Source organism: Brevibacillus nitrificans (assembly GCF_003710965.1).
GTDB classification, from domain to species: Bacteria; Bacillota; Bacilli; order Brevibacillales; family Brevibacillaceae; genus Brevibacillus; species Brevibacillus centrosporus.
Genome location: NZ_RHHU01000017.1, coordinates 302,304 through 323,556 on the forward strand (window position 1 = coordinate 302,304; position 21,253 = coordinate 323,556).

The 21,253-nt window shown below is 51.2% G+C and carries 19 protein-coding genes and 1 other annotated feature; all 19 genes read left to right on the forward strand.

The features are described from left to right. Window positions 1-52 precede the first annotated feature (52 nt). Window positions 53-1,327, forward strand: a complete 1,275-nt coding sequence (locus EDM59_RS24650; protein WP_122926031.1) for a Rieske 2Fe-2S domain-containing protein — start codon at window positions 53-55, stop codon at window positions 1,325-1,327. A gap of 15 nt (window positions 1,328-1,342) precedes the next feature. Then, a complete protein-coding gene (locus EDM59_RS24655) occupies window positions 1,343-1,639 on the forward strand; it encodes a hypothetical protein (protein WP_122926032.1) in 297 nt (98 codons plus the stop codon). A 29-nt stretch (window positions 1,640-1,668) separates the two neighbouring features. Further along, on the forward strand, window positions 1,669-2,031 hold the full coding sequence (locus tag EDM59_RS24660) for a Rieske (2Fe-2S) protein (RefSeq protein WP_183193032.1): 363 nt from the start codon (window positions 1,669-1,671) through the stop codon (window positions 2,029-2,031). 17 nt (window positions 2,032-2,048) lie between these two features. Then, entirely contained in the window at window positions 2,049-3,260 is a 1,212-nt protein-coding gene (locus tag EDM59_RS24665) for an amidohydrolase family protein (RefSeq protein WP_122926034.1), read from the forward strand. 75 nt (window positions 3,261-3,335) lie between these two features. Further along, window positions 3,336-4,499 carry an extracellular solute-binding protein gene (locus EDM59_RS24670; protein WP_122926035.1) on the forward strand — a complete coding sequence of 388 codons (1,164 nt, stop codon included), beginning with the start codon at window positions 3,336-3,338 and terminating at the stop codon, window positions 4,497-4,499. A 227-nt stretch (window positions 4,500-4,726) separates the two neighbouring features. Next, window positions 4,727-5,881 carry an ABC transporter substrate-binding protein gene (locus tag EDM59_RS24675; RefSeq protein WP_183193033.1) on the forward strand — a complete coding sequence of 385 codons (1,155 nt, stop codon included), beginning with the start codon at window positions 4,727-4,729 and terminating at the stop codon, window positions 5,879-5,881. Between the two features lie 136 nt (window positions 5,882-6,017). Next, entirely contained in the window at window positions 6,018-7,745 is a 1,728-nt protein-coding gene (locus EDM59_RS24680) for a thiamine pyrophosphate-requiring protein (RefSeq protein ID WP_122926037.1), read from the forward strand. 99 nt (window positions 7,746-7,844) lie between these two features. Then, window positions 7,845-8,063: a binding site (T-box leader), on the forward strand. A 42-nt stretch (window positions 8,064-8,105) separates the two neighbouring features. After that, entirely contained in the window at window positions 8,106-9,968 is a 1,863-nt protein-coding gene (locus tag EDM59_RS24685; protein ID WP_122926038.1) for an arginine--tRNA ligase, read from the forward strand. 120 nt (window positions 9,969-10,088) lie between these two features. Further along, window positions 10,089-10,730, forward strand: a complete 642-nt coding sequence (locus EDM59_RS24690) for a GntR family transcriptional regulator (RefSeq protein WP_122926039.1) — start codon at window positions 10,089-10,091, stop codon at window positions 10,728-10,730. 297 nt (window positions 10,731-11,027) lie between these two features. Further along, entirely contained in the window at window positions 11,028-11,792 is a 765-nt protein-coding gene (locus tag EDM59_RS24695; protein ID WP_221176067.1) for a class II aldolase/adducin family protein, read from the forward strand. A 30-nt stretch (window positions 11,793-11,822) separates the two neighbouring features. After that, the gene (gene hisC, locus EDM59_RS24700) at window positions 11,823-12,929 is read left to right on the forward strand and encodes a histidinol-phosphate transaminase (RefSeq protein WP_122926041.1); all 1,107 of its coding nucleotides are present in this window, start codon (window positions 11,823-11,825) and stop codon (window positions 12,927-12,929) included. A 9-nt stretch (window positions 12,930-12,938) separates the two neighbouring features. Next, window positions 12,939-13,919, forward strand: coding sequence for a D-2-hydroxyacid dehydrogenase (locus tag EDM59_RS24705; protein WP_122926042.1), 981 nt, complete (start codon window positions 12,939-12,941; stop codon window positions 13,917-13,919). A 40-nt stretch (window positions 13,920-13,959) separates the two neighbouring features. Continuing rightward, window positions 13,960-15,129, forward strand: coding sequence for an ABC transporter substrate-binding protein (locus EDM59_RS24710; protein ID WP_122926043.1), 1,170 nt, complete (start codon window positions 13,960-13,962; stop codon window positions 15,127-15,129). A 27-nt stretch (window positions 15,130-15,156) separates the two neighbouring features. Continuing rightward, window positions 15,157-16,284 carry an N-acetyldiaminopimelate deacetylase gene (locus EDM59_RS24715; RefSeq protein WP_122926044.1) on the forward strand — a complete coding sequence of 376 codons (1,128 nt, stop codon included), beginning with the start codon at window positions 15,157-15,159 and terminating at the stop codon, window positions 16,282-16,284. 206 nt (window positions 16,285-16,490) lie between these two features. After that, window positions 16,491-17,726, forward strand: coding sequence for an FAD-dependent oxidoreductase (locus EDM59_RS24720; protein ID WP_122926045.1), 1,236 nt, complete (start codon window positions 16,491-16,493; stop codon window positions 17,724-17,726). Between the two features lie 39 nt (window positions 17,727-17,765). Then, on the forward strand, window positions 17,766-18,686 hold the full coding sequence (locus tag EDM59_RS24725; protein WP_122926046.1) for a riboflavin kinase: 921 nt from the start codon (window positions 17,766-17,768) through the stop codon (window positions 18,684-18,686). Next, entirely contained in the window at window positions 18,661-19,599 is a 939-nt protein-coding gene (locus tag EDM59_RS24730; protein ID WP_122926047.1) for a fumarylacetoacetate hydrolase family protein, read from the forward strand. Before EDM59_RS24725 ends, EDM59_RS24730 begins: the two co-directional genes overlap by 26 nt. A 7-nt stretch (window positions 19,600-19,606) precedes the next feature. Next, window positions 19,607-20,092 (forward strand): DinB family protein, encoded by a 486-nt coding sequence (locus EDM59_RS24735; protein WP_122926048.1) that lies wholly within the window; start codon window positions 19,607-19,609, stop codon window positions 20,090-20,092. Between the two features lie 34 nt (window positions 20,093-20,126). Beyond that, complete coding sequence (locus tag EDM59_RS24740; protein ID WP_122926049.1) at window positions 20,127-21,248, forward strand: cupin domain-containing protein; 1,122 nt, start codon at window positions 20,127-20,129, stop codon at window positions 21,246-21,248. The last annotated feature ends 5 nt before the right edge of the window (window positions 21,249-21,253 follow it).

The window sequence follows — 21,253 nt, forward strand, 5'->3', positions numbered from 1 at the left end:
CATAAGTTCAGAAAATACTGCGAATTATCCTTTTATGAGAGGAGCGCTTGCGATGTTATCCAAGGAAGATAACAAGCTGTTAACGGAAACGGACAAAGGAACCCCCATGGGGGAGCTGTTTCGGAGGTATTGGGTTCCTGCTTTGCTGTCGGAGGAGCTTCCCGCACCTGACTGTCAGCCTGTGAGAGTCACTCTGCTGGGAGAGAAACTCATTGCGTTTCGAGACACCAACAACCAAGTGGGCCTGCTGGATGAGTTTTGTCCCCACCGCCGTGCCTCCCTGTTTTTTGGGAGAAATGAAGAAGGCGGGCTGCGCTGCGTCTACCACGGCTGGAAATTCGATGCGTGCGGCAAATGTGTGGATATGCCATCGGAACCGCCGGAAAGCAATTTTAAAAGCAAGGTGTCCATCAAATCGTACCCCTGCCGTGAATTCGGCGGGATCGTTTGGACGTACATGGGACCTGAGAATGAAATGCCTGAGCTGCCTGTATTTGAATTCACGCTGGTTCCCGAAAGCCATCGCTTTTTCAGCAGACGGATTCAGGAGAGCAATTACTTCCAGGGAATCGAGGGAGGAATCGACTCGAGCCACATCTCCTTTTTGCATCGGCGCGTTCATGACAATCCGACTCCGACACAGAAAGCAGTGGAAAATGGCGCACCCAAGTTTGAGGTGGGCAAAACGGACTATGGGCTGTTGATCGGAGCCAGGAGAGAGACGAAAGACGAGAACTTCTACTGGAGAATTACGCAGTATGTCATGCCCTGGTACGCCCTGATTCCCCCCACGACGAATCAGTCCCAGCTGCGCACCGGTCATGCATGGGTCCCGATGGATAACGAAAATTGCTGGCACTGGTCCTTCAGCTGGATTCCAGAAGCTCCGATTTCAGAGCCGATGCGGGAAAACATGCGCGCAGGACGTCACGAGCTGCATACCGAGCTTATTCCAGGCACACTGCGGCCTGTCCAGAACAAGGACAATGACTACCTGATTGACCGCGAGCTTCAGCGCAGCAAGAAAAACTACAGTGGCATTCGCGGAATCGGGATGCAGGATGCTGCCGTCCAGGAGAGCGCAGGTGTGATTGTAGATCGCTCTACGGAAAAGCTGGGGACGAGCGACGCAGCGATCATTGTGGCAAGGCGCGTCATGATCAATGCGGCAAAGGGGCTGGAAAAAGGAGAGGCGCCTCCTGGACTAGACGTTGAAAAAATAAAGGTCCGTGCGGCGTCGATCATGCTTTCCAAGGATGTGCCATTTCAGGAGGGCGCAGCCGAATTGATGAAGCTGCGTGAAAGTGATTTTGTGTATTCCAGCTAAAGGGGAGGGATCGTGGTGCAACAAGCACAGCAGGTAGCCGAGCTGGTCAAGCTGTTGAAGGAGGGGGCAAAAAGCGATTGGGGGCGGGAGATCTCTGCCCAGGATTTGCAGGAGCTGACCGAGTGTGTCATCCAGATCTTTGCCGCGAGGACGCGGGACATGGAAGAGGCGCTGGCGCCAGTCGACGAATGGTTTCCGATTCCGGGAAAAAGCAGGATAACAGACACAGACGCTTTGCTGTTCGTCCACAAGCTTTTGCTAGGAAAAAACCTGGAGCTTTTTGAAGTCCAGATGTTTCGGAACTTTTGTTGAGATATATCCGAATGGAGGGACAATTTCGTATGGAGCATTTGGTATGTGAGCGATCCAGATTGGTAGAAAGAAAGCCTGTTTTTGTGAATGTGGAAGGAATGGATGTTGGCGTTGTGCTGATCAAGGATCAAGTGCATGCCGTTGAAAACAGTTGTCCGCATGCGGAAGGTCCCGTTTGTCTGGGGGATGTCTCCAATCGCGTGCGTATGAAGCTGGATGAAAACAAGCTTAACCGCGGGGAGTACGCCTCGCCGGATGAGGTCAATATCGTCTGTCCGTGGCATGGTCTCGAGTTTGATATCGCTTCTGGGGTTTGCACAGCAGATAGCCGTTTCAAGCTTCACAAGCTAGCTGCGATCGAACGCGATGGAAAGATCTACATCAGCCTATAAGCAAAGGGGGAAATACAATGATCGATTTGAATCTCAAAGATAATTTTCTCGACAACGCAGAAAAACAGGCGCTCTCTCGCGGACTCTACGATATTCCGATCATGGATGCTGATTGCCACTACATGACCACGCCGATGAACGAGATCGCGGAATATTTGGAGGAGCCATACCGCAGCCGTCTACGCATTTACAGCGGGGGAAGCACCAAGCACATCGCACTGGATTTGGGTGACCGCACTGTAGCAGGTCGCATGAAGAGCATGCCGCTTTACTTCCAAAGCAAAGCGCCGGAGAATTCGGCTGTACCGAAAGAAATCCATCCGCTGATGCGGGCGAACCAGAAGCTGGCGATCGACTACAGCATTGTCTTTCCGACTGATATGCTGCAGCTGGGGCTGAACCCGCAATCGGATATTGAAGTGGCGATCGCCTACGGAGCTGCTCGGTGGATGACGGAAAAGGTACTGCCCAGCGATGATTCGTTAAAAACGATGCTGTACCTGCCATTCTCGGATCCGGAAGCCTGTGTGCGCATGGTTGAAGAGTTTGGCGACAAAAAGGGAGTGGTCGGCTTCATGGTGACCTGTGTGCGTTACCAGCCAATCTACCACAACTCCTACATGCCGCTCTACAAATTGCTAGAAGAAAAAGGCTTGCCGCTCGGATTTCACACGGCTTCCTATTGGATGGAAAAACCGCTGCATCAGCTGAACCGCTTTTTGTCAGCGCACGCACTCGGTTTTCCTCTGTACAATATGATCCAACTGACCAATCTGGTGATCAACGGGATTCCGGAGCGTTTTCCAGACTTGAAATTCCTGTTCATTGAAGCGGGCGTTTCTTGGATTCCTTTTTTGATGATGCGACTTGACAGCGATTTCATTTATCGACATTCGGATGCGCCGCTGCTGAGCAAGCGCCCTAGCGAATATATGAAAAACTTCTACTTTACCTCACAGCCGCTTGAGTACACCGACAACATGAAGCATCTCGAGTCGATCTTTGAAATGTTCGACGCCGAAAATCAACTTCTTTACGCTTCGGACTATCCACATCAGGATTTTGACGCGCCTGCTTCCATCTACGACTTGCCCTTTTTAAATGAGAAGGCGAAAAGAAAAATTCTCGGAGAAAACGCCCTGAAGCTGTTCAATATCAAAGAGCCCGTTCTGCACGCCAAGAATCGTCGTGAGCAGGAGCTAAGAGAGATGGCAAGCAACCGCCGATAAGTCAGTGGATAGCTTGAAGATAGGGTGGCGAGGAGCTTATCTGTATCGTGAAGTCGAAGGGATGGAGGAGATCGAATGAAAGCGATCGGTGCACAGAAGTTCGCCGCTTTTGCACTCAGCATCTTTCTCGTGACCGGACTGGCGGCATGTGGTGGACAAAACGTTCCGCCGCCAGCAGCGAAGACAGAGCCAGCTCCACAGACTGGGCAAGCAGCGAAAGAAGCCTGGGAAGTGGACTTCGAAAAAACAGTCGAAGCAGCAAAACAGGAAGGCGAAGTAGCCATCATCGGACCGGCAGCGACGAGCCGCGAGCAGCTCATGGCCGAATTTGAGAAGGCGTACCCAGGAATCAAGGTGAAGTATGTAGGGATGCGGCCGAGTATGGCTGTTCCGAAAATATTGGCGGAGCAGCAGCAAGGAAAGTACCTGACAGATATTTTAATCGAAGGCGGGCAGCAGATTGCCTTTGATTTATACCCTGCTGGCGCGACAGACGACGTGCGCAAGTTTATCGTCTTTCCGGACATAAAGGACGACAGCCACTGGCATCTCGGTTATGAAGCGGGGTACTCGATGGCAAACAATACCGGGCAATTCGTCTTTGCTGTCCTGGCTCTACCGAATGTGCATATTAACAATGACGTGATTCCAGAAGGCGAGATCACTAGCTTTCAAGACTTGCTGGATCCGAAATGGAAGGGAAAGATGGTCCTGCAGGATTTCAGCAAGCAAGCGCAGGGACATGGCCTGCTAAGCGCACTCGCTGCAACAGAGGGAAAGGACTTCGTGCTCAAGCTGTTAGAGCAAAAGCCGCTAATTCTCGATGATCCAAGGCAGATCGTAGAAGCCTATGCGACAGGGAAATATCCAATTGGCCTGGGGCTCGATAATGCCAAGCTTCGCCAATTCAAAGATCAGGGTGTGATCAAGAAATCAGGCAAGCTTCAGCCACCGAAAAGCGAGATGCTGTCGACCTTCCCGATCGGCGTATTCAAGAATCAACCCCATCCCAATGCAACCAAGGTTTTCATTAACTGGTTTTTGAGCAAGGAAGGCCAGAGTAAATTCGTCGAGCTTACGCGAGAGACACAGAGCCGTCGCAATGATGTGCCACCGAGTCCTTCTCCTGATGTGAGAGGCTGGGACAAAATCGATTACAAGACCTCCAATCTGGAAAAGGGTGGCTTGGAAGCGGCGAAATGGGTGACAGAGCTCAGCAAGACGTATTTTACGAAATAAGCTAGCAGCCGTCGGTAGAATCGACGGCCTTTTTCCATCCGAAAGCTCCCAGAGAGAATGGACAAAAGATCATACAAAATCTATTTATCTGAATATTGACATACTTCGAAATGGTTTGTATCATGGAGAAAAGTAGTAAACCTATTAACAATAAATGTGTTGATGAATTTTCGCGTAGTCCAGTTTTCCTGAAAAAAGAGACCTTACAACCAAAGGGGAGACGAAAGATGCTTGCAAAACGTTCTTTCATCGTATTGTGCTGTGCAGTCATGGCCACGCTTACGGCTTGTGGATCCGCTTCCACTTCCACTCCTGCATCCACTGGATCCGCTCCAGCGCAACAACAGGTAGCATCGACAGGCAACAAAGAAATGGATGAACTCATCGAGCTTGCAAAAAAAGAAGGGGAAGTAACCATTATCGGTCAAGCCCAGAGCAATCGTGAGGAGGTCGCCAAGGAGTTTGAAAAAACGTACGGAATCAAAGTGAAATATACGGGAATGAGACCGAGTGAGGCTACTCCCAAAATATTGGCGGAGCAGCAGCAAGGGAAGTACCTGACTGATGTGATGATGGAGGCTACTCAACAGCTGGCTATTCAGCTTTATCCGAATGGGGCGACTGAGGATATACGCAATTACTTGCTAGCATCGACGGGTGTGACGAAAGATGACACCTGGTACAACGGCTACGAAACCGGATACCAGATGGCAGAAAATACGGGTCAGTACGTATTCGGCGTCATGGATTATCCAAGGGTCTACGTCAATAACGATGTGCTGGAGCCGGGAGCTTTGAAGACACCGCAAGATTTGCTGGATCCGAAATGGAAAGGGAAGATCATCATCCATAACTTTGGCAGGCTGGCTCAAGGGAATACTGCGATGACTGCCCTCTATCTGTCAGAAGGAAAAGACTTCATTGATAAGCTCATCCAGCAAGAGCCCGTCATTGTCGACGATGTGAGGCAAATGGTGGAATGGTTCGCCACCGGGAAATATCCGATTGGAGTTGGGTTGGATACAACTACACTCAACACATTTGTCCAGCAAGGCGTTATCCAAAAGGTAGGGAAAGTACAACCAGAAGTCAGTACGGTATTGCATCCACTGGCAATCGGCGTCTTGAAAAATCCCCCTCACCCGAATGCGGCTAAGCTGTTCGTCAACTGGTTCTTGAGCAAAGAAGGCCAGAGTGCCTTTGTACAGATTACGACGCAATATCAAAGCCGACGCAAAGATGTGGAGGAAAGTCCCGATCCATTAATCCGCAGATGGGCGACAATCGACTACAAAAAATCGCTGCAGAGCAAAGAGGCAGACGAGGCGATGAAATACGTCACAGAGCTTGGCAAAAAGGTGTACACAGCTCCGAAAAAATAAGAAATGGCGCAATGCCCAGCATGAAGAAAAGCGGCCTGGTTCCAAAACGGAATGCAGGCCGAAGCCATTCTTGTATCAAAAGTAGCGGGCATTCTTGGAAAGCTTTGACATTCCATTGGAGAAGAGGGTGAGGCAGATGGAACGGCAAAATAGCAGACACACAACGGCAGACGCTTTCTTGCAGGCTTTGCAAGACGGAGGAGTTGAGTATCTCTTTTCGAACTTCGGCAGTGACCATCCGACGATCATCGAGGGACTGGCGAAGGCAAAAGCAGAAAAGCGGGACCTCCCGAAAGTGATCATCTGTCCCCATGAGCATGTGGCGATGAGTGCGGCTCATGGCTACGCACAAGTATCGGGAAGAGCACAGGGGGTCTTTGTCCATTGTGATGTAGGAACGCAGAACCTGGGGGGAGCTGTTCACAACGCGTCCCGAGCGCGCGTCCCGGTGTTTATCTTCGCAGGCGAAACTCCTTATACTATAGAAGAAATGCGTGGAGCACGAAAATCTCCCGCCAACTTTTTGCAGGATACGTACGACCAGCATGGGGTACTGCGGCCCTATGTAAAATGGAATTACAGTATTCGTACCGGAACCAATATTCAGCAGGTTGTAAACCGAGCGTTGCAGCTGGCACACAGCGAACCGAAAGGCCCCGTCTATCTCACGGGAGCCAGAGAAGTGCTGGAGGAGGATGTGCAGCGTGAAGCTTCGCCGAAAAAAGGCTGGTCGCCCCTCGAGAGTGCAGCACTGCCCGAGTCAGGGATCGAGGAACTGACGAAATCACTTGTGGAGGCGGAAAATCCTCTCGTGATCACTTCCTATGCAGGTCGCAATCCTGCCGTGGTCCCAGAGCTTGTCCGGCTGTGCGAGAAGCTCTCCATCCCTGTTGTCGAGCACTATAGCTCGTACGTGAATTTTCCCGCGGACCATCCCTTGCATCTCGGCTATTCGATTGAGGAGTGCATTTCCGATGCTGATGTGATTTTGATTCTGGACGCGGATGTACCGTGGATTCCGTCTATTAAGAAGCCGCAGGAGAGCGCAAAAGCGTATTACATCGACGTCGACCCTTTGAAGGAGCAGCTTCCCCTCTGGTCGATGCCCTCCGAGCGCTATTTCAAGGCAGACGTGTATGAGGCATTGCTGCAACTAAATCGTTGCATAGAGAGCGCTGCGCTTTCGATAGGCAAAATAGAAGAGCGGAAGCAAAGAATTACCGCGCTGCATCAGCGCCAGCGAGAGGCTTGGCAGCAAAAAGAGCAGCAGCTGCCTGATCAGCCGATCACCCCAGAATGGCTGACAGCATGCCTGCGTGAAGTCGTCGATGAGGATACCCTCATTTTCAATGAAACGATCACCAATGCAAAGGTGGTTAACCAGCATCTCCCCCGTCGAAAGCCAGGGACTTTTTTTGGCAGCGGAGGGACTTCTTTAGGCTGGAACGGAGGGGCAGCGATCGGGGCAAAGCTGGCGTCACCGGATAAAACAGTGGTTAATCTGACAGGAGACGGCAGCTATTTCTTCAGCATTCCTTCTTCCGTCCATTGGGTGTCTCGAAAATACAAGGCTCCTTTTCTCACGGTTATTTACAACAATCAGGGATGGAAGGCGACCAAGCACAACGTAGATCGGCTGTACCCCAATGGCCGTGCCCAGGAGCTGGACAGCTACTGGGTAAATTTTGATCAGCCTGCGGACTTCTCTAAAATTGCCGAGGCTGCAGGTGGAGCATATGCAGAGCGGGTGACCGCGGCAGAGGAAGTAAAGGCTGCCCTGCGACGGGGGATGGAGGCAGTCTCCGCGGGGCGATCAGCTGTGATAGATGTCGTTATTGCTGGTATCTCCAAACAAGTCGACTAATCCCCTCCTCCCATGACTTCCGCCGTTACGATGAGCGGACCGTTTTTTCGAGAGGTAGTTGATTTTTCAGCCAAATGGATATACTATCTTAGAAATACAAGAAATTCCATGACTGGGATAGTAACCGTTGACAGAAGTTCAAGCGAGCCGGGAGGGTGGGAGCCGGTACGGAGTCAATGCGTGAAGCGCCCCCACGAGAATGGCTTCTGAAAGGATCCTGTAGGAAGTCACGGCCCAAGACCGTTATCTGATCGAGTGGTTGAACGTCAGTTTGACAACAAGAGTGGTACCGCGAAAGCATGAGCCTTCGTCTCTTTGATGAGACGAGGGCTTTTCTATTTTTGAAAAGGAGGAGCTGTCATGATTAGCCAAACGATTGTCAGAAAGATTGAGGAAGCTGTGAAGCGCTTGTTTGAAGACGCAGGTCATGCGTATACAAGCGCCGCGAACATCTACGTCGAGCAGCCCGCTCATTTGGAGCATGGCGACTACTCTACGAATATTGCCATGCAAGTAGCGAAAGTACTGCGCAAGCCCCCGATTCAGATCGCAGAGATGCTGAAAAGCAGGCTGGAGGAAGCCGGAAGCGTCGATCAGCTGGTCAAGAAAATCGAAGTAGCTCCGCCAGGCTTTATCAATATGCACATAAACTGGGCGCTTTGGGCTCAGCAGCAATTCGCACTGCCGACAAACAACGGGGAAAAGGTCGTCATCGAGCATACTTCCATCAATCCAAACAAGTCAGCGCATATCGGACATTTACGGAATTCGTGTATTGGCGATTGTTTTTCAAGGCTCGCCAAACGACTCGGCTATCAGGTAGAAGTGCATAACTACATCGACGATCTGGGCAACCAGCTGGCGGATACCGTAGTCGGGATCTTGAATGTCCCCGAGAAGAAACAGCACGCACGTTTTGGCGATTTTTGCTGGGATATCTATTCACAGGTGAACAAGGAATACGAACAGAATCCTCCGCTCAAGGACGAGAGAATCCGCGTGCTGCATTCACTGGAGGAGGGGGAGGGGAACCTTTCCTGGGTTGGACTGCTTGTAGCGGAGAGAATCGTACGTGAGCATCTGGAGGAAATGCAGGCGTTCGGGATCGACTATGATCTGTTAGTCTGGGAAAGCAATATTGTCCGGGAAGGCTTTTGGCATTCGGCCTTCCACCTGCTGAAGCAAACCCCCCATTTTTACCAAGAGACTACAGGAAAGCTGGCGGGGTGCTGGGTGCTGGGGCAAGGCGTCTCCAAGCTTGAGGAAGGCGAATCAGAGCATAGCAGCGATAAGGTTCTCGTCCGTTCAAACGGGATATTGACCTATACCGCAAAAGATATTGCCTACCATCTATGGAAATTTGGATTGCTGGAGAAAGACTTCCGGTATAAGCGCTTCTCGGACGATCTGTGGACGACACACAGCACGGGAGCAGATGCCTGCTTCGGAAAAGCGGATACGGTCATCAACGTCATCGATTATCGGCAGCAATACCCGCAAGCGATGGTGAAGCAAGCGCTGGATATTCTGGGCTTTACGCCCCAAGCGGAAAAGCTCCGTCACGTCAGCTATGGCGTGGTCTCCCTCAGTCCCGCGGCAGCAAAGGAATTGGGTATCGACACGTCATCTGGCAAAGCTTCCTATGCGATGTCTGGGAGACAAGGCATCGGGATCAAAATATCCGAATTACTCGACTTGATGGAAGGAGTCATTGAAAGCAAGCGTTCAGATAAAGAAGGCTTGTCGAGCAGAAGCATAGCGGCAGCTGCGATCCGGTACTACCTTTTGCGCTTTGGTCTAGCCACAGAGGTCGTTTTCGATATCCAGCAGGCGACGGAAACCACCGGGAATTCCGGGGTGTATCTGATGTATGCCCATGCACGTGCCGTCAGTATTTTGGGAAAAGCGGGCGAGGAGTACAGCAGCAAACAAGTGGTGCCAGACGTAGGACAGCAGCTCGAAAAAGCAGAGCATGCCCTGCTCAGGCACTTGGCAGGCTGGCAGGATACATTGGTCGCCGCCCACAGCGAATTGGCTCCAAACATGCTGTGCAATTACGCTTACGAGCTGGCTGTCTCGTTCAATAGCTTCTATGCATCCTGCCCGATTCTAAAAGCCAGTGAAGAGAAAAAAGCGTTCCGGCTTTGGCTGACCGTCAAGTTTCAGGAAACGATGTACGATGCCTTGCATGTATTGGGACTCCCTGCTCCAAACCGGATGTAGGGGGAGGGTCGTCTCTTGTGAGGGAGACGGCCGTTTGTGTGACAATTTGACAGTATGTACATGAAGGTGTATATTTTTTGATAATAATGAATATTTAAACTATGGTTGGAGTTGTAGCTTTTGAAAAATCAAACCGAAGCAACCTATCAGTTTGTGAAGCAAAAGATTTTGGACGGGACTTACAAGCCCATGCAGAAGTTGATTGAAACACAGCTGGCAGAAAGCGTTGGCGTCAATCGCAATACGGTGAAAAAAGCTCTTATGAAGCTGCAGCAGGATCATCTCGTGGTCATCGAGGATAATCGGGGGGCAATGGTCAAGTCGTTCACACTAGACGAAGTCATCGCGCATTTGGAAATCATAGAAGTGCTAGACGGTTTAATCGCAAAAAGCGCCGCTCAGAACATACAGGAATCGCAGCTGCTAGAATTGGCTGAGATCATGCAAGGCATGGAAGCGGATCGAGAGCACAACCAGGTTGAGGAGCTCGTCATGCTGACCAATCGCTTTTACGATCTCATTTATGAATCAGCAAAAAATCAAACGGCGGTTTCCATGGTGCAAGCGGTACGCACTCCACTGTGGCGCTACCATTTCCGAACCTTGCTACTTCCTGGACGCAAGGACGAATCCATAAGAGGAATGCAAAATATTTACCAGGCACTGAAAAATGGACTAGCAGAAGAAGCGGAGAGAGCCATTCGTACAGAAATGTACAATATCCGCTCGATCATCGAGAAAAACTATACCCTGTTGTTTTAATGGCATAGGGAAGAGAGAGTAGCGAAGTACGCTTTCGCTGCTCTTTTTTTTGCGGGAAAATGTCGAAATTTGAAAATTTAAAATATTCATTTCCCTATGTTGACAGTGGAAAGTTTTGCAAGTTATAATCTCACCAAGATGTTATACAATCATGAACAACAAAAATGTATTACAATTTTGAAGTCAACTAGGCCATTCTAACGAAAGGTGGTTGCGGGCTCATAAAAGACTGAATATTGGGACGCTAAACATTTTGCTGTCATTTGCTTTTCACTACATGGACTCGGAGGGATCTCTGTGGAAAAAACCAATGTATTCGTAACACAGCGCACGTTTTCAAATGTTCAGGAAGAGCGGCAGTATCGAAAGGAGATGCTGACAGCCGGATTTCGGATTTTTGGGCGCTTCGGTTTTAGCAATGGCAATGCCGGCCACATTAGCGCACGCGACCCCCAGTATAAGGATTGCTTCTGGGTAAATCCGCTGGGTGTTCATTTTAGCGACATCACCGTCTCTGACCTCGTCCTCGTGAACAACAAAAACGAGATCGTGGAAGGAAAGCATGATCGAATCAATATCGCAGCGTTTGCGATTCATAACGAGGTACACGAAGCGCGGCCGGATGTCGTTGCAGCTGCACACTCGCACAGCCGATACGGTATGGCCTGGTCGACTCTCGGAAAGCTGCTTCAGGCGTCCACGCAAAACGATTGCGCTTTTTACGAAGACCACGCGCTGTTCAACGATTTTCGAGGAGTGGTCAAAGACAATTCGGAAGGGAAACGAATCGCAGCAGCCCTGGGAGAGAAAAAAGCAATCATCTTGAAAAATCACGGCATCATGACCGTTGGCCACAGCGTCGAGTCAGCAGTTTGGTGGTTCATCCAAATGGAGGAAGCATGCCAAATCCAGATGCTCGCAGCCGCTGCTGGGACGATCCAGCCGATTCCGCATGAGCAAGCGGAAATCACGCGCAATCAAATTGGACGGGAAGCGGTCGGACACAACAGCTTCTACACAATCTGGAATCGCCTTTCTAAGCTGGAGCCCGCTCTCGATTAAAGCGGCAGGAGAGAAAAGGAGGAACTGATGATGTCTCAGGAGTTATGGCGCAACAGCGTAGCTAAGTTAAGTCCTTATGTTCCAGGTAAGCCGATTGAGGAAGTGAAGGAAGAGCTAGGTCTGCCAACAATCATTCGACTGGCATCAAACGAGAACCCCTTCGGCACTTCACCTAAAGCCGTCCAAGCCATGCAAAAGGCCTTGGTAGACAGCCAGCTCTATCCAGAGGGCTCATGCAAGGAGCTGCGAGTCAGATTGGCACAGGAATACGGCATCGAAGCCGACCAGATTGTTGTCGCCAACGGTGCGGATCATGTGATCAAGCTCATTGGAGCGGCGTACATCAACCCCGGTGATGAAGTGATTTACTGCACGCCAACCTTTCCTACGTATCGCTCCACGGTTCTTTTGCACGAAGGAGTCCCCGTAGAGATTCCGACCCACGCACACAGCTACGATCTGGAAGCGATTTTGGCTGCGATCACCGAGCAAACGAAAATGATCTTTGTCTGCAATCCAAACAATCCTACCGGAACCATTTTGCAAGAGAGGCAGCTGGAATCCTTCCTGGCACGCGTTCCTAAGCACGTCATCGTCGTACTGGACGAAGCGTATATCGAATTCATCCAGCAGCCCCATTACAAAAACGGAATCGACTACCTCAAAGAAAACATCTCGCTCATCACCATTCGTACCTTTTCCAAGCTGTACGGTCTTGCAGGACTGCGCATCGGATATGCCATTGGTCCAAAAGCTTTCATGCAGCCGCTCGGAGCGGTAAGAGAGCATTTTGCCGTCAATCGTTTAGCAGTGGCCGGAGCACTTGCAGCACTGGACGACCATGAATTCGTGAGTCAGACGCTACGCGAAAATCGGGAGCAGATGACAGAGATGAGTTACGCCTTGCAAGCACTCGGCTACGAAGTGACTCCCTCTCATGCAAACTTCTTGTTTATCGATATGAAACAGGATACGGCTCCCATCTATCAAGCTCTCATGAAGCGCGGCATCCTCATTCGGCCATGTGGCTCCTGGAAGCTGCCGACGCATGCGAGGATCACGATTGGCACGAAGCAGCAAAATCAGGCTCTCCTGTCTGCACTTGCGGATATTAGTCTGAACCTTCAGGAAAGTTGAGGGGATTCAATGAGAAGCCGCTGTCATGTTTTGATACGAACGGGTAGAAACCCTACCGGACCTACCATCCCTGATCGCTATGTCGATCAAATTCGCGAGCTGGCTGACCAGGTTTCCTACTCGCTGCTGAATGAGGATGTTCCACGAGAAGTGCTGGAGGATGTAGATGTCATCTTTGGCAATGGTACGCTTGATCATTTTTCCTATCTGCAGGATGCCAAAAAGCTTACGTGGATCCACTCGTTCAGTGTAGGGGTCGACAATCTCTTAACGGAGGACATTCGCAATAGCCCTGTCATCATCACCAATTCGCGTGGATGCAACTCCGCAGCCATCGCTGAGTATACCATCGCAGCGATATTCTCGTGGAGCAAAGGCTTCCATCACTTCGCCCGGCAGCAGGAGCAAAAAGTATGGAAGCGTGTCCCCGTGATAGAGGTTTTCGGGAGCACGCTCGGCATTGTCGGCTACGGCGCGATTGGCAAAGAAATCGCTCAACGGGCAAAAGCATTGGGGATGAATGTGATCGCTTGCCGCCGAAGCACCATTTTCGATCCAGCTGAGCCCGTCGATCGGCTGGTCACTCCGGAGCATTTAGCGGAGCTGCTCTCTGCGTCCGATTTTGTGGTAAACTGCCTTCCCGCCACACCTGAGAACAAAGGATTTTTCAACGACGAGACGTTCGCGAAGATGAAGCCGACGTCCCTGTTCATCAATATTGGCAGGGGAGACACAGTCGGCGAGGACGCCATTCGCAGCGCCTTGCTCGAAAAGCGAATAGCGGGAGCTTTCCTAGATGTCTTTTTGCAGGAGCCGCTGCCTGCAGACCATCCTTTTTGGGCAATCGAGAACCTGTACATTACTCCCCACAACTCGTTTGCCTCACCGAAAAACATGGATCGGATTTCCACGCTGTTTTGTGACAACCTTCGACGATTCATCCAGGGCGAGCCTTTGGTGAACGTGATTGATAAAGCGAAGGGCTGCTAAAAGTGGCAGGCACTATCAAGAAAAAAGGGGAGAAAGGTCGATGGTGAGACGGACATTTACAGGGAAGGTAGTCAGTTTGGCAATATCCTGCGTCATGGCGACAGGGCTTGCGGCTTGTGGCTCCGGGTCAAACCAAGCACAGCCAGCAGCGGAAGCGCCGAAAACAGAAGCGGCAGCAGGGACGGGGGCCAGCGCAGACACAAAGAAAGAAGCCTGGCAGATCGAGTGGGAGAAAACGGTAGAAGCAGCAAAGCAAGAGGGAGAAGTGGTTGTGTTCGGTCTTCCTACCAATCGAGAGGGTGTGATGGAAGAGTTTGAGAAAGCGTTCCCGGGCATTAAGGTCAAATATTCGGGGATGAACCCGACACAGATGACGACCAAAATCCTGGCGGAGCAGCAGCAAAACAAGTTCCTCGTCGATATTACCTTGGAAAACGCGGCAGTACCGTCAGAGAATATCCAGGACAATATCATTTTGCCGGACGTAAAAGACGACAAGAACTGGAATTACGGGTATGAAGCCGGGTACAAGATGGCGCAAGGAGATTACAAGGGACAATTCGCCTTTTCCGCCATCGCTTACCCGTACGTGTACATTAACAATGACATGATCCCAGAGGGCGAGATTAAGAGTCTGGAGGATTTGCTCGACCCAAAATGGAGCGGAAAGATCATTGCGGGTGATTTCTCCTACGTATCGTCTACGATGGAGATGCTAAATGCCATGTCCTTTGCGATCGGGAAGGATTTTGTGGATAAACTGGTAGATCAGCAAAAGATGGCTGTCAATCCGGAAAGCCGTCTTGCTACGGAACAATTTGCTACTGGAAAATATCCGATTGGCATTGGTATCAACAACGAAATTTTGCGCGACTACCGCAACCAAGGGGTCGTAAGCAAGGTCACCAAGCTCCAGCCTGAAAAGAGTCCGTATCTCTTGTCGTTTACGACGGCCATCGTAAAAAATCCGCCTCATCCCAACGCAGCGAAGGTCTTCATGAACTGGTTCCTGAGCAAGGAAGGTCAGACGCATTACGTCAACTACGTAAAAGAGTTCATCAGCCGTCGTTCCGATGCCCCAAGATCGCCCTATGAAGATATCCGCTCCTGGGACAAGATCGACTATCAAAACTCCTCGTTTGAACCAGAGCCGCTGGGAAACCGCGCTCACATGATCGAGTTGGGCAAAAAGGCGCTCAAGAGTCAATAAGCTTGGGGCCTCTAGGAGGGAAATGGCATGCAATCCTTTGTAGAGCTTCGGCAGAGGCTGCATCGAATTCCTGAGCCGGGTTTTCAGGAATGGAAGACACAGGCATTGATCCTCGACTATTTGCAAACGCTTTCCGCCTCTGGGGGGCGGGTCGAAGTCCAAACCTGGCGTACAGGTGTCCTCGTCAAAGTAAAGGGAACCAACCCGGCTAAAGTCATCGGTTACCGGGCTGATATCGATGGGCTGCCCATTGAGGAGGAAACCGGCTTGTCTTATCGCTCTACACATCCTGGCTTCATGCACGCTTGCGGGCACGATATGCATACGGCGATTGCACTAGGGATTTTGACGCATTTCGTGAAGCACCCGATGGCGGATGATCTGCTGGTGATCTTTCAGCCCGCAGAGGAGGGGCCCGGCGGAGCGAAGCCGATGCTTGCGAGCGAGGAATTTGCCAAGTGGCGTCCCGATCTGATTTTTGCCCTGCATATCGCACCCGAGTATCCAGTGGGGACCATCGCGGTGAGACCCGGTGCGATGTTTGCCCAATCCTCTGTGCTGCGAATCGAGCTGCAAGGGTTGGGTGGACATGGAGCGATGCCGCATCAAGCAAATGACATGATCATGGCGAGCGCTCATCTGATCATGCAGCTTCATTCGGTTGTAGCGAGAAATGTAGATCCACAGGACGCTGCTGTCATTTCCATCGGGAAGCTGGAGAGCGGAGTGCGCTCCAACATCATAGCGGATAAAGCGTCACTGACAGGGACGATCCGTACATTCTCCGATGCCACGATGGAAAAGGTAACAGGCCGTATTCGCTCCATTGTTCAGGGGGTGGAGACGAGCTTTGACTGCCAAGCCCAGCTGGAATTGCGGCCAGGTTATTGCTCTGTCCACAACGACGAGGCGCTCACAGAAGAGTTCATGGAGTGGGTGAAGTCAGAGGGGCTGGCTTCGGTGAGCGAGAGTGGACGGACGATGGGCGGAGAAGATTTCGGCTTCTTTTTGCGAGAAATACCAGGCTTTTTGTTTTGGCTGGGAGTGGATACGCCATACGGGCTTCACCACGCCAAACTAAATCCGAATGAGAGTGCGATCGAGCACGCGATAACAGTCATGACCAAATACATCGAGTGGAAATCCGGACAATAGTTGTACGGGTGAAAGGCAATAGGGTCAAGCAGCGCAGCATTTGTGTGCGGACCTTATTGCCTCCTTTTCGTCCCTGTATGGCTCTTTCTTTCCATAGGGGAATGTGTATCGAAATGCTCGATGGGTATATCCAAACTTGCAATTGGACTATTGTCAATATTTAAACTACTTTTACAGTATAGATTCCAAGGTAGGAGTGATCATTCGTGGCAGAGCAGCAACCGATTATTATTTCTGGCGCAGGTCCAGTCGGGTTGACGCTGGCAGAAATTTTGACCCAGCAAGGCATTCCCGTGGTGGTTTTGGAAAAAAGCACGCAACCCAGCAAGGAATGGAGAGCATCGACTTTCCACGCGGGTACCCTTGAACTGCTAGAATCCACGGGGCTCGCAAAAGAGCTACTGAAGCTCGGGATCGTGGCAGACAAGGTCCAGTATCGGGACCGCACCACTGGATTGTATGCGGAGTTTGACTTTGGGCTGTTAAAAGAGGAAACGAAATATCCGTTTCGCTTGCAGCTTCCCCAATCCACCTATGTAAAGCTGCTAAATGAACGCCTGCAAAAATCCGAGCTGGCAGAACTGCGCTACGGAACAGAAGTAACCGGGATGCAGCAGGATGAAGAGGGCGTGACGGTCACCGTCCAGACAGCAGAAGGCATCAAAACCTTGCGAACACCGTACCTGCTAGGAGCGGATGGCGCTCGGAGTACGATCCGCAAGCTGATGGGAATGCCGTTTGAGGGCTATACATTGGAGGAGCGCTTCCTCCTGGTCGGTACACCAGTGCCTTTTAGCAACTATCTGCCTGATATCAGCTACGTCAACTACATTAGTGATCCGCAGGAATTCTTGTTTATTCTGAAGGTGCCCGAGGCTTGGCGCTTGCTCTATCCGATTCCCCCTTCTGTATCAGACGAAGAGGCCTTGAGCGATCAGAGAATTCAGGGCAGCTTGCAGCGAGCCCTGCAAACGACAGACCAGTTCCCGATCGTGGAGCGGATGATCTACCGCGTGCACCAGCGGGTAGCGGATCAGTTTTACCAGGGCCGTGCCGTTCTTCTGGGAGACGCGGCGCACATCAACAGTCCGATGGGGGGCTTGGGTCTCAACAGCGGGATTCACGATGCGGTTGATTTGGGAAGACGCATGGTTCGAATCATCCAAGGTCAGACAGATCCCGAAGCCGAGCTTGCGATGTACTCGCAGGTCCGCCGCAAAGTTGCGATCGAGTACGTCAAGCAGATTACCGAAAAGAACACGAGTGTGCTGACCGAGAAAGATCCGGAAAAACGAGTCAAGATGCAGCAGGAGTACGCGGAAATGGCAAATGATCCAGTGCGTGCACGCAGCTGGCTGCTGCGCTCAGGCATGATTGCGAGCGTACGTGAGCAAGGAATCGGGAATAGGCCGGACACTGTTGCTACCGATAGCAAGCAGTAGCCTTTGCGACAGGAAGACAAGTAAGGGAAGTGATCAAGTATGGAGATCGTCTATTTGGAGCATAGACGGAATCAGCCTTTGCCGATTCAATCTGATTCTCTCGTGATGGCACTTGGATTTTTTGACGGCGTCCATCTCGGTCATCGACGAATCCTGCAAACGGCAAAAGCCATCGCACTGCAAAAACAGATGAAGCTGGCTGTGCTGACATTTTTTCCGCATCCAAAAGAGGTCCTGCAAGCGAGCACTGCGCCATTCCCTTACTTATCTCCACTGCCTGTAAAGCAAGCGGCTTTCGTGGAAATGGGCGTAGACAAACTGTTTATCGTTGAGTTCACTCCGGAATTTTCCTGCCTGACCCCGAAGGCTTTCGTAGATTTGTACATTGTGGGATTGCAGGGGAAGCATGTGGTAGCAGGTTTCGACTTCACCTATGGTTACAAAGGAGAGGGCAATATGGATCTGCTTCAGAGAGCCAGTAATGGACAGTTCACGGTTACCGTTGTTGAAAAGTTGGAGTACAGCAATCAAAAAATCAGCTCCACTGTGATTCGAAATTTGCTGTCGGCAGGACATGTAGCCCTGATTCCTGACTTTCTGGGCGACTATTACGAAACCTGGGGAACGATTCGGGCAACCCCGCCACGCATCCAGCTCAGCTACCGCAAAGCCAAGATCCTCGTGGAAGCGGGCTATTTGCTGCCAAAGCAAGGTGTCTACAAAATTCAGGCCAAGATCGAGGAACGCTGGTACGATGGCATTTGCCATTTGAAGAAGCAGGAGCAGGGAGGGGCACAGGAGCTGGATGTTCAGCTGCTCGGTTGCTCCGATATTGCAAACGGAAAGCAAGTCAAACTGAGATGGGTCGAGTTTTACTTTGACAAGGACAATCGAGTACCAAACCATACATCATCCGATCAAGAAGGAGACCGTTATGCGATTCGTTCATTTTCGTTATGAGGGACATGTTCGACTGGGAGCCATAGAAGAGGAGCAGGTCATCGATTTGAATCTGGCGTACGAGAGCTATCTCGAAGCGGCAGGAAAGCTGCGAGCCAAGCAGATTGCAGCAGCATTTGTACCTCCCGAGATGATTGGCTTTTTACAAGGAGGGCAGGAAAGTCTGGCATTGGCAAAGGAAGCGGTGGCATTTGCGAAGGAGAAAGGCGCTGCTTTCGGCAAGAGACTGGTATACCCCCTGTCAGACGTCAAGCTGGAAGCGCCCGTGCAAAACCCCGGAAAAATGATCTGCGTGGGTCACAATTATCGGGAGCATATCCTGGAGATGAAGCGAGAGATCCCGGAGTATCCCGTCGTTTTCGCCAAATTCAGCAATACCGTCATCGGTCCGCAGGATGATATCCCGTTTTATCCGATTTCCGAGCAGCTCGACTACGAGGCAGAATTTGCCTTTGTCATCGGAAAGCGCGCACGAAACGTTTCGCAAGCGGAAGCGTTGGATTACGTGGCAGGCTATACCATCGTGAATGACGTTACGTACCGGGACATCCAGCGTAGGACCATCCAATGGCTGCAAGGAAAAACCGTGGAAGGGACCGCGCCGATGGGACCCTGGATGGTCAGCGCCGATGAGCTTGGGAATCCAGCTGGACTGGAGGTTGTCCTCACGGTAAACGGAGAGGTTCGCCAGCGCTCCAACACAGAAAATCTCGTTTTCTCGGTTCCTTTTCTGGTCGAGTATCTCTCTGGCCTGATGACACTGGAGCCGGGAGACGTGATTCTGACGGGAACACCTGGGGGAGTAGGCGATGCGATGAAGCCTGCCACCTATCTAAAGGATGGCGACGTGGTGAAGATCGAGATCGATCGGATCGGCTCGCTGGAAAACAAAGTGAAACGGGTAGGAGGGTAAGCTCTCTATGAATTCCATTTTCGTTTCCTATCAGGAGCAGATCGATCAAAAACTAGAGGAAATGATTGCGCTGGCATCGGGGCGCTCGGAGGAGGAAATGCGCTGGAAGCCCTCCGAGGACTCCTGGTCTGTTCAGGAAGTGCTAAGTCATGTAGAGGAGGCGATACCTTACTGGCTGCAGGAGGTACAAAACGTAGCAGCTGGACGTAGCAGCGAGTGGGGCCGCACGCTTCAGGATGCAAGCCGATTGGCTGCCGTTGCCCGTGCCAAAGACCTGTCCACCGCCTTCCTGCTGGAAAAAGTAGCAGATATCAAGTGGACGGCACGTCAGCTGTTTCAATCTATCGAAGCAAAAGACCTGGAAATCGAAGCGGCTTCGCGAAATCCCAAGTTTGGCACCAAGCCTTTGACGTTTATCATGGACCACTTCGTCGTGGAGCATCTCGATACGCATAACAAGCAGATTCAACGGATTTGGAACCAGCGAGACTAGCAGCAGTTTTCTTTCATGAAAGGAGAGGAAAAAGGTGGCGGAGCATAACGATTTTTTTCAAAGCAAGGAAGTGCAGGACTTTAACCGTGTGCTACAGCAGCATCATCTGGGGCCTTTGTGGAATGCAATCCCAGTCCTCATGAATAAGGAGCCGAAACCGCAAGCGATACCGTACATTTGGAAATGGGAAACCTTGCAAAAGGTGCTGATGGAGGCGCAAGAGATCTTTACCCCCGAGCGTGGGGGAGAGCGGCGTGCGATCTATTTCCAAAATCCGGGATTAACGTATCGGGAGCCGTGGGGCTGGGGCTCGACGACTCAGACGATGTATGCGGCCGTTCAGCTGATTTTGCCGGGGGAACAAGCTCCCTCCCATCGCCATACGCAAAGTGCGCTGCGTTTTATTATGGAAGGAAAAGGCGCCTATTCGATTGTACAGGGCGAGCGCATCTTTATGGACGAAGGCGACTTCATGACGACGCCGAAAGGTCTGTGGCATGGTCACGGCCATGTGGGCGAGGGACCGATGATCTGGATGGATTGTCTGGACATTCCGACGATGTACGCCATAGGCGGTACGTTCTTTGAAAACCATCCGGAACAGCTCGAGCAGCCGTCTCTGCCGGATGACTACTCTTCCAAGCGTTACGCAGGAGGGATGGTGCGCCCAATCGCGGACCGCGTCCCGAAAACAGCACCGCTCGGCTCCTTCAAATGGGAGCAAACCCAGCGTTCGCTAGAGAGTCTGCGCCAGTTTGAACCCGATCCGTTTGATGGCTATGCAGTGGAATATATCAATCCATCGACAGGCAAGACAGCAAACCCAACGATCGCCGCTTGGATGCAGCTGCTGCCGGCAGGCTTCCGCTCCAAAGCGCATCGTCATACGAGCTCTACCATTTATCAGGTGCACAAAGGCTCTGGCTACTCCGTCATTGACGGTGTACAGTTCCACTGGACAAAAGGGGACTTTCTCGTGATTCCAAACTGGGCCCTGCATGAGCATGTGGTCACGTCCGCTGAAGATGCGTACCTGTTCTCCGTAAGTGACATGCCGATTATGGAAAAATTCGAGGTACAGCGTGAAGAGAGTTACGAGTATAATCAAGGTCATCAGGAAATAAAATCAGAATTTTCATTCGCTATCAACCGCTAGTTTCG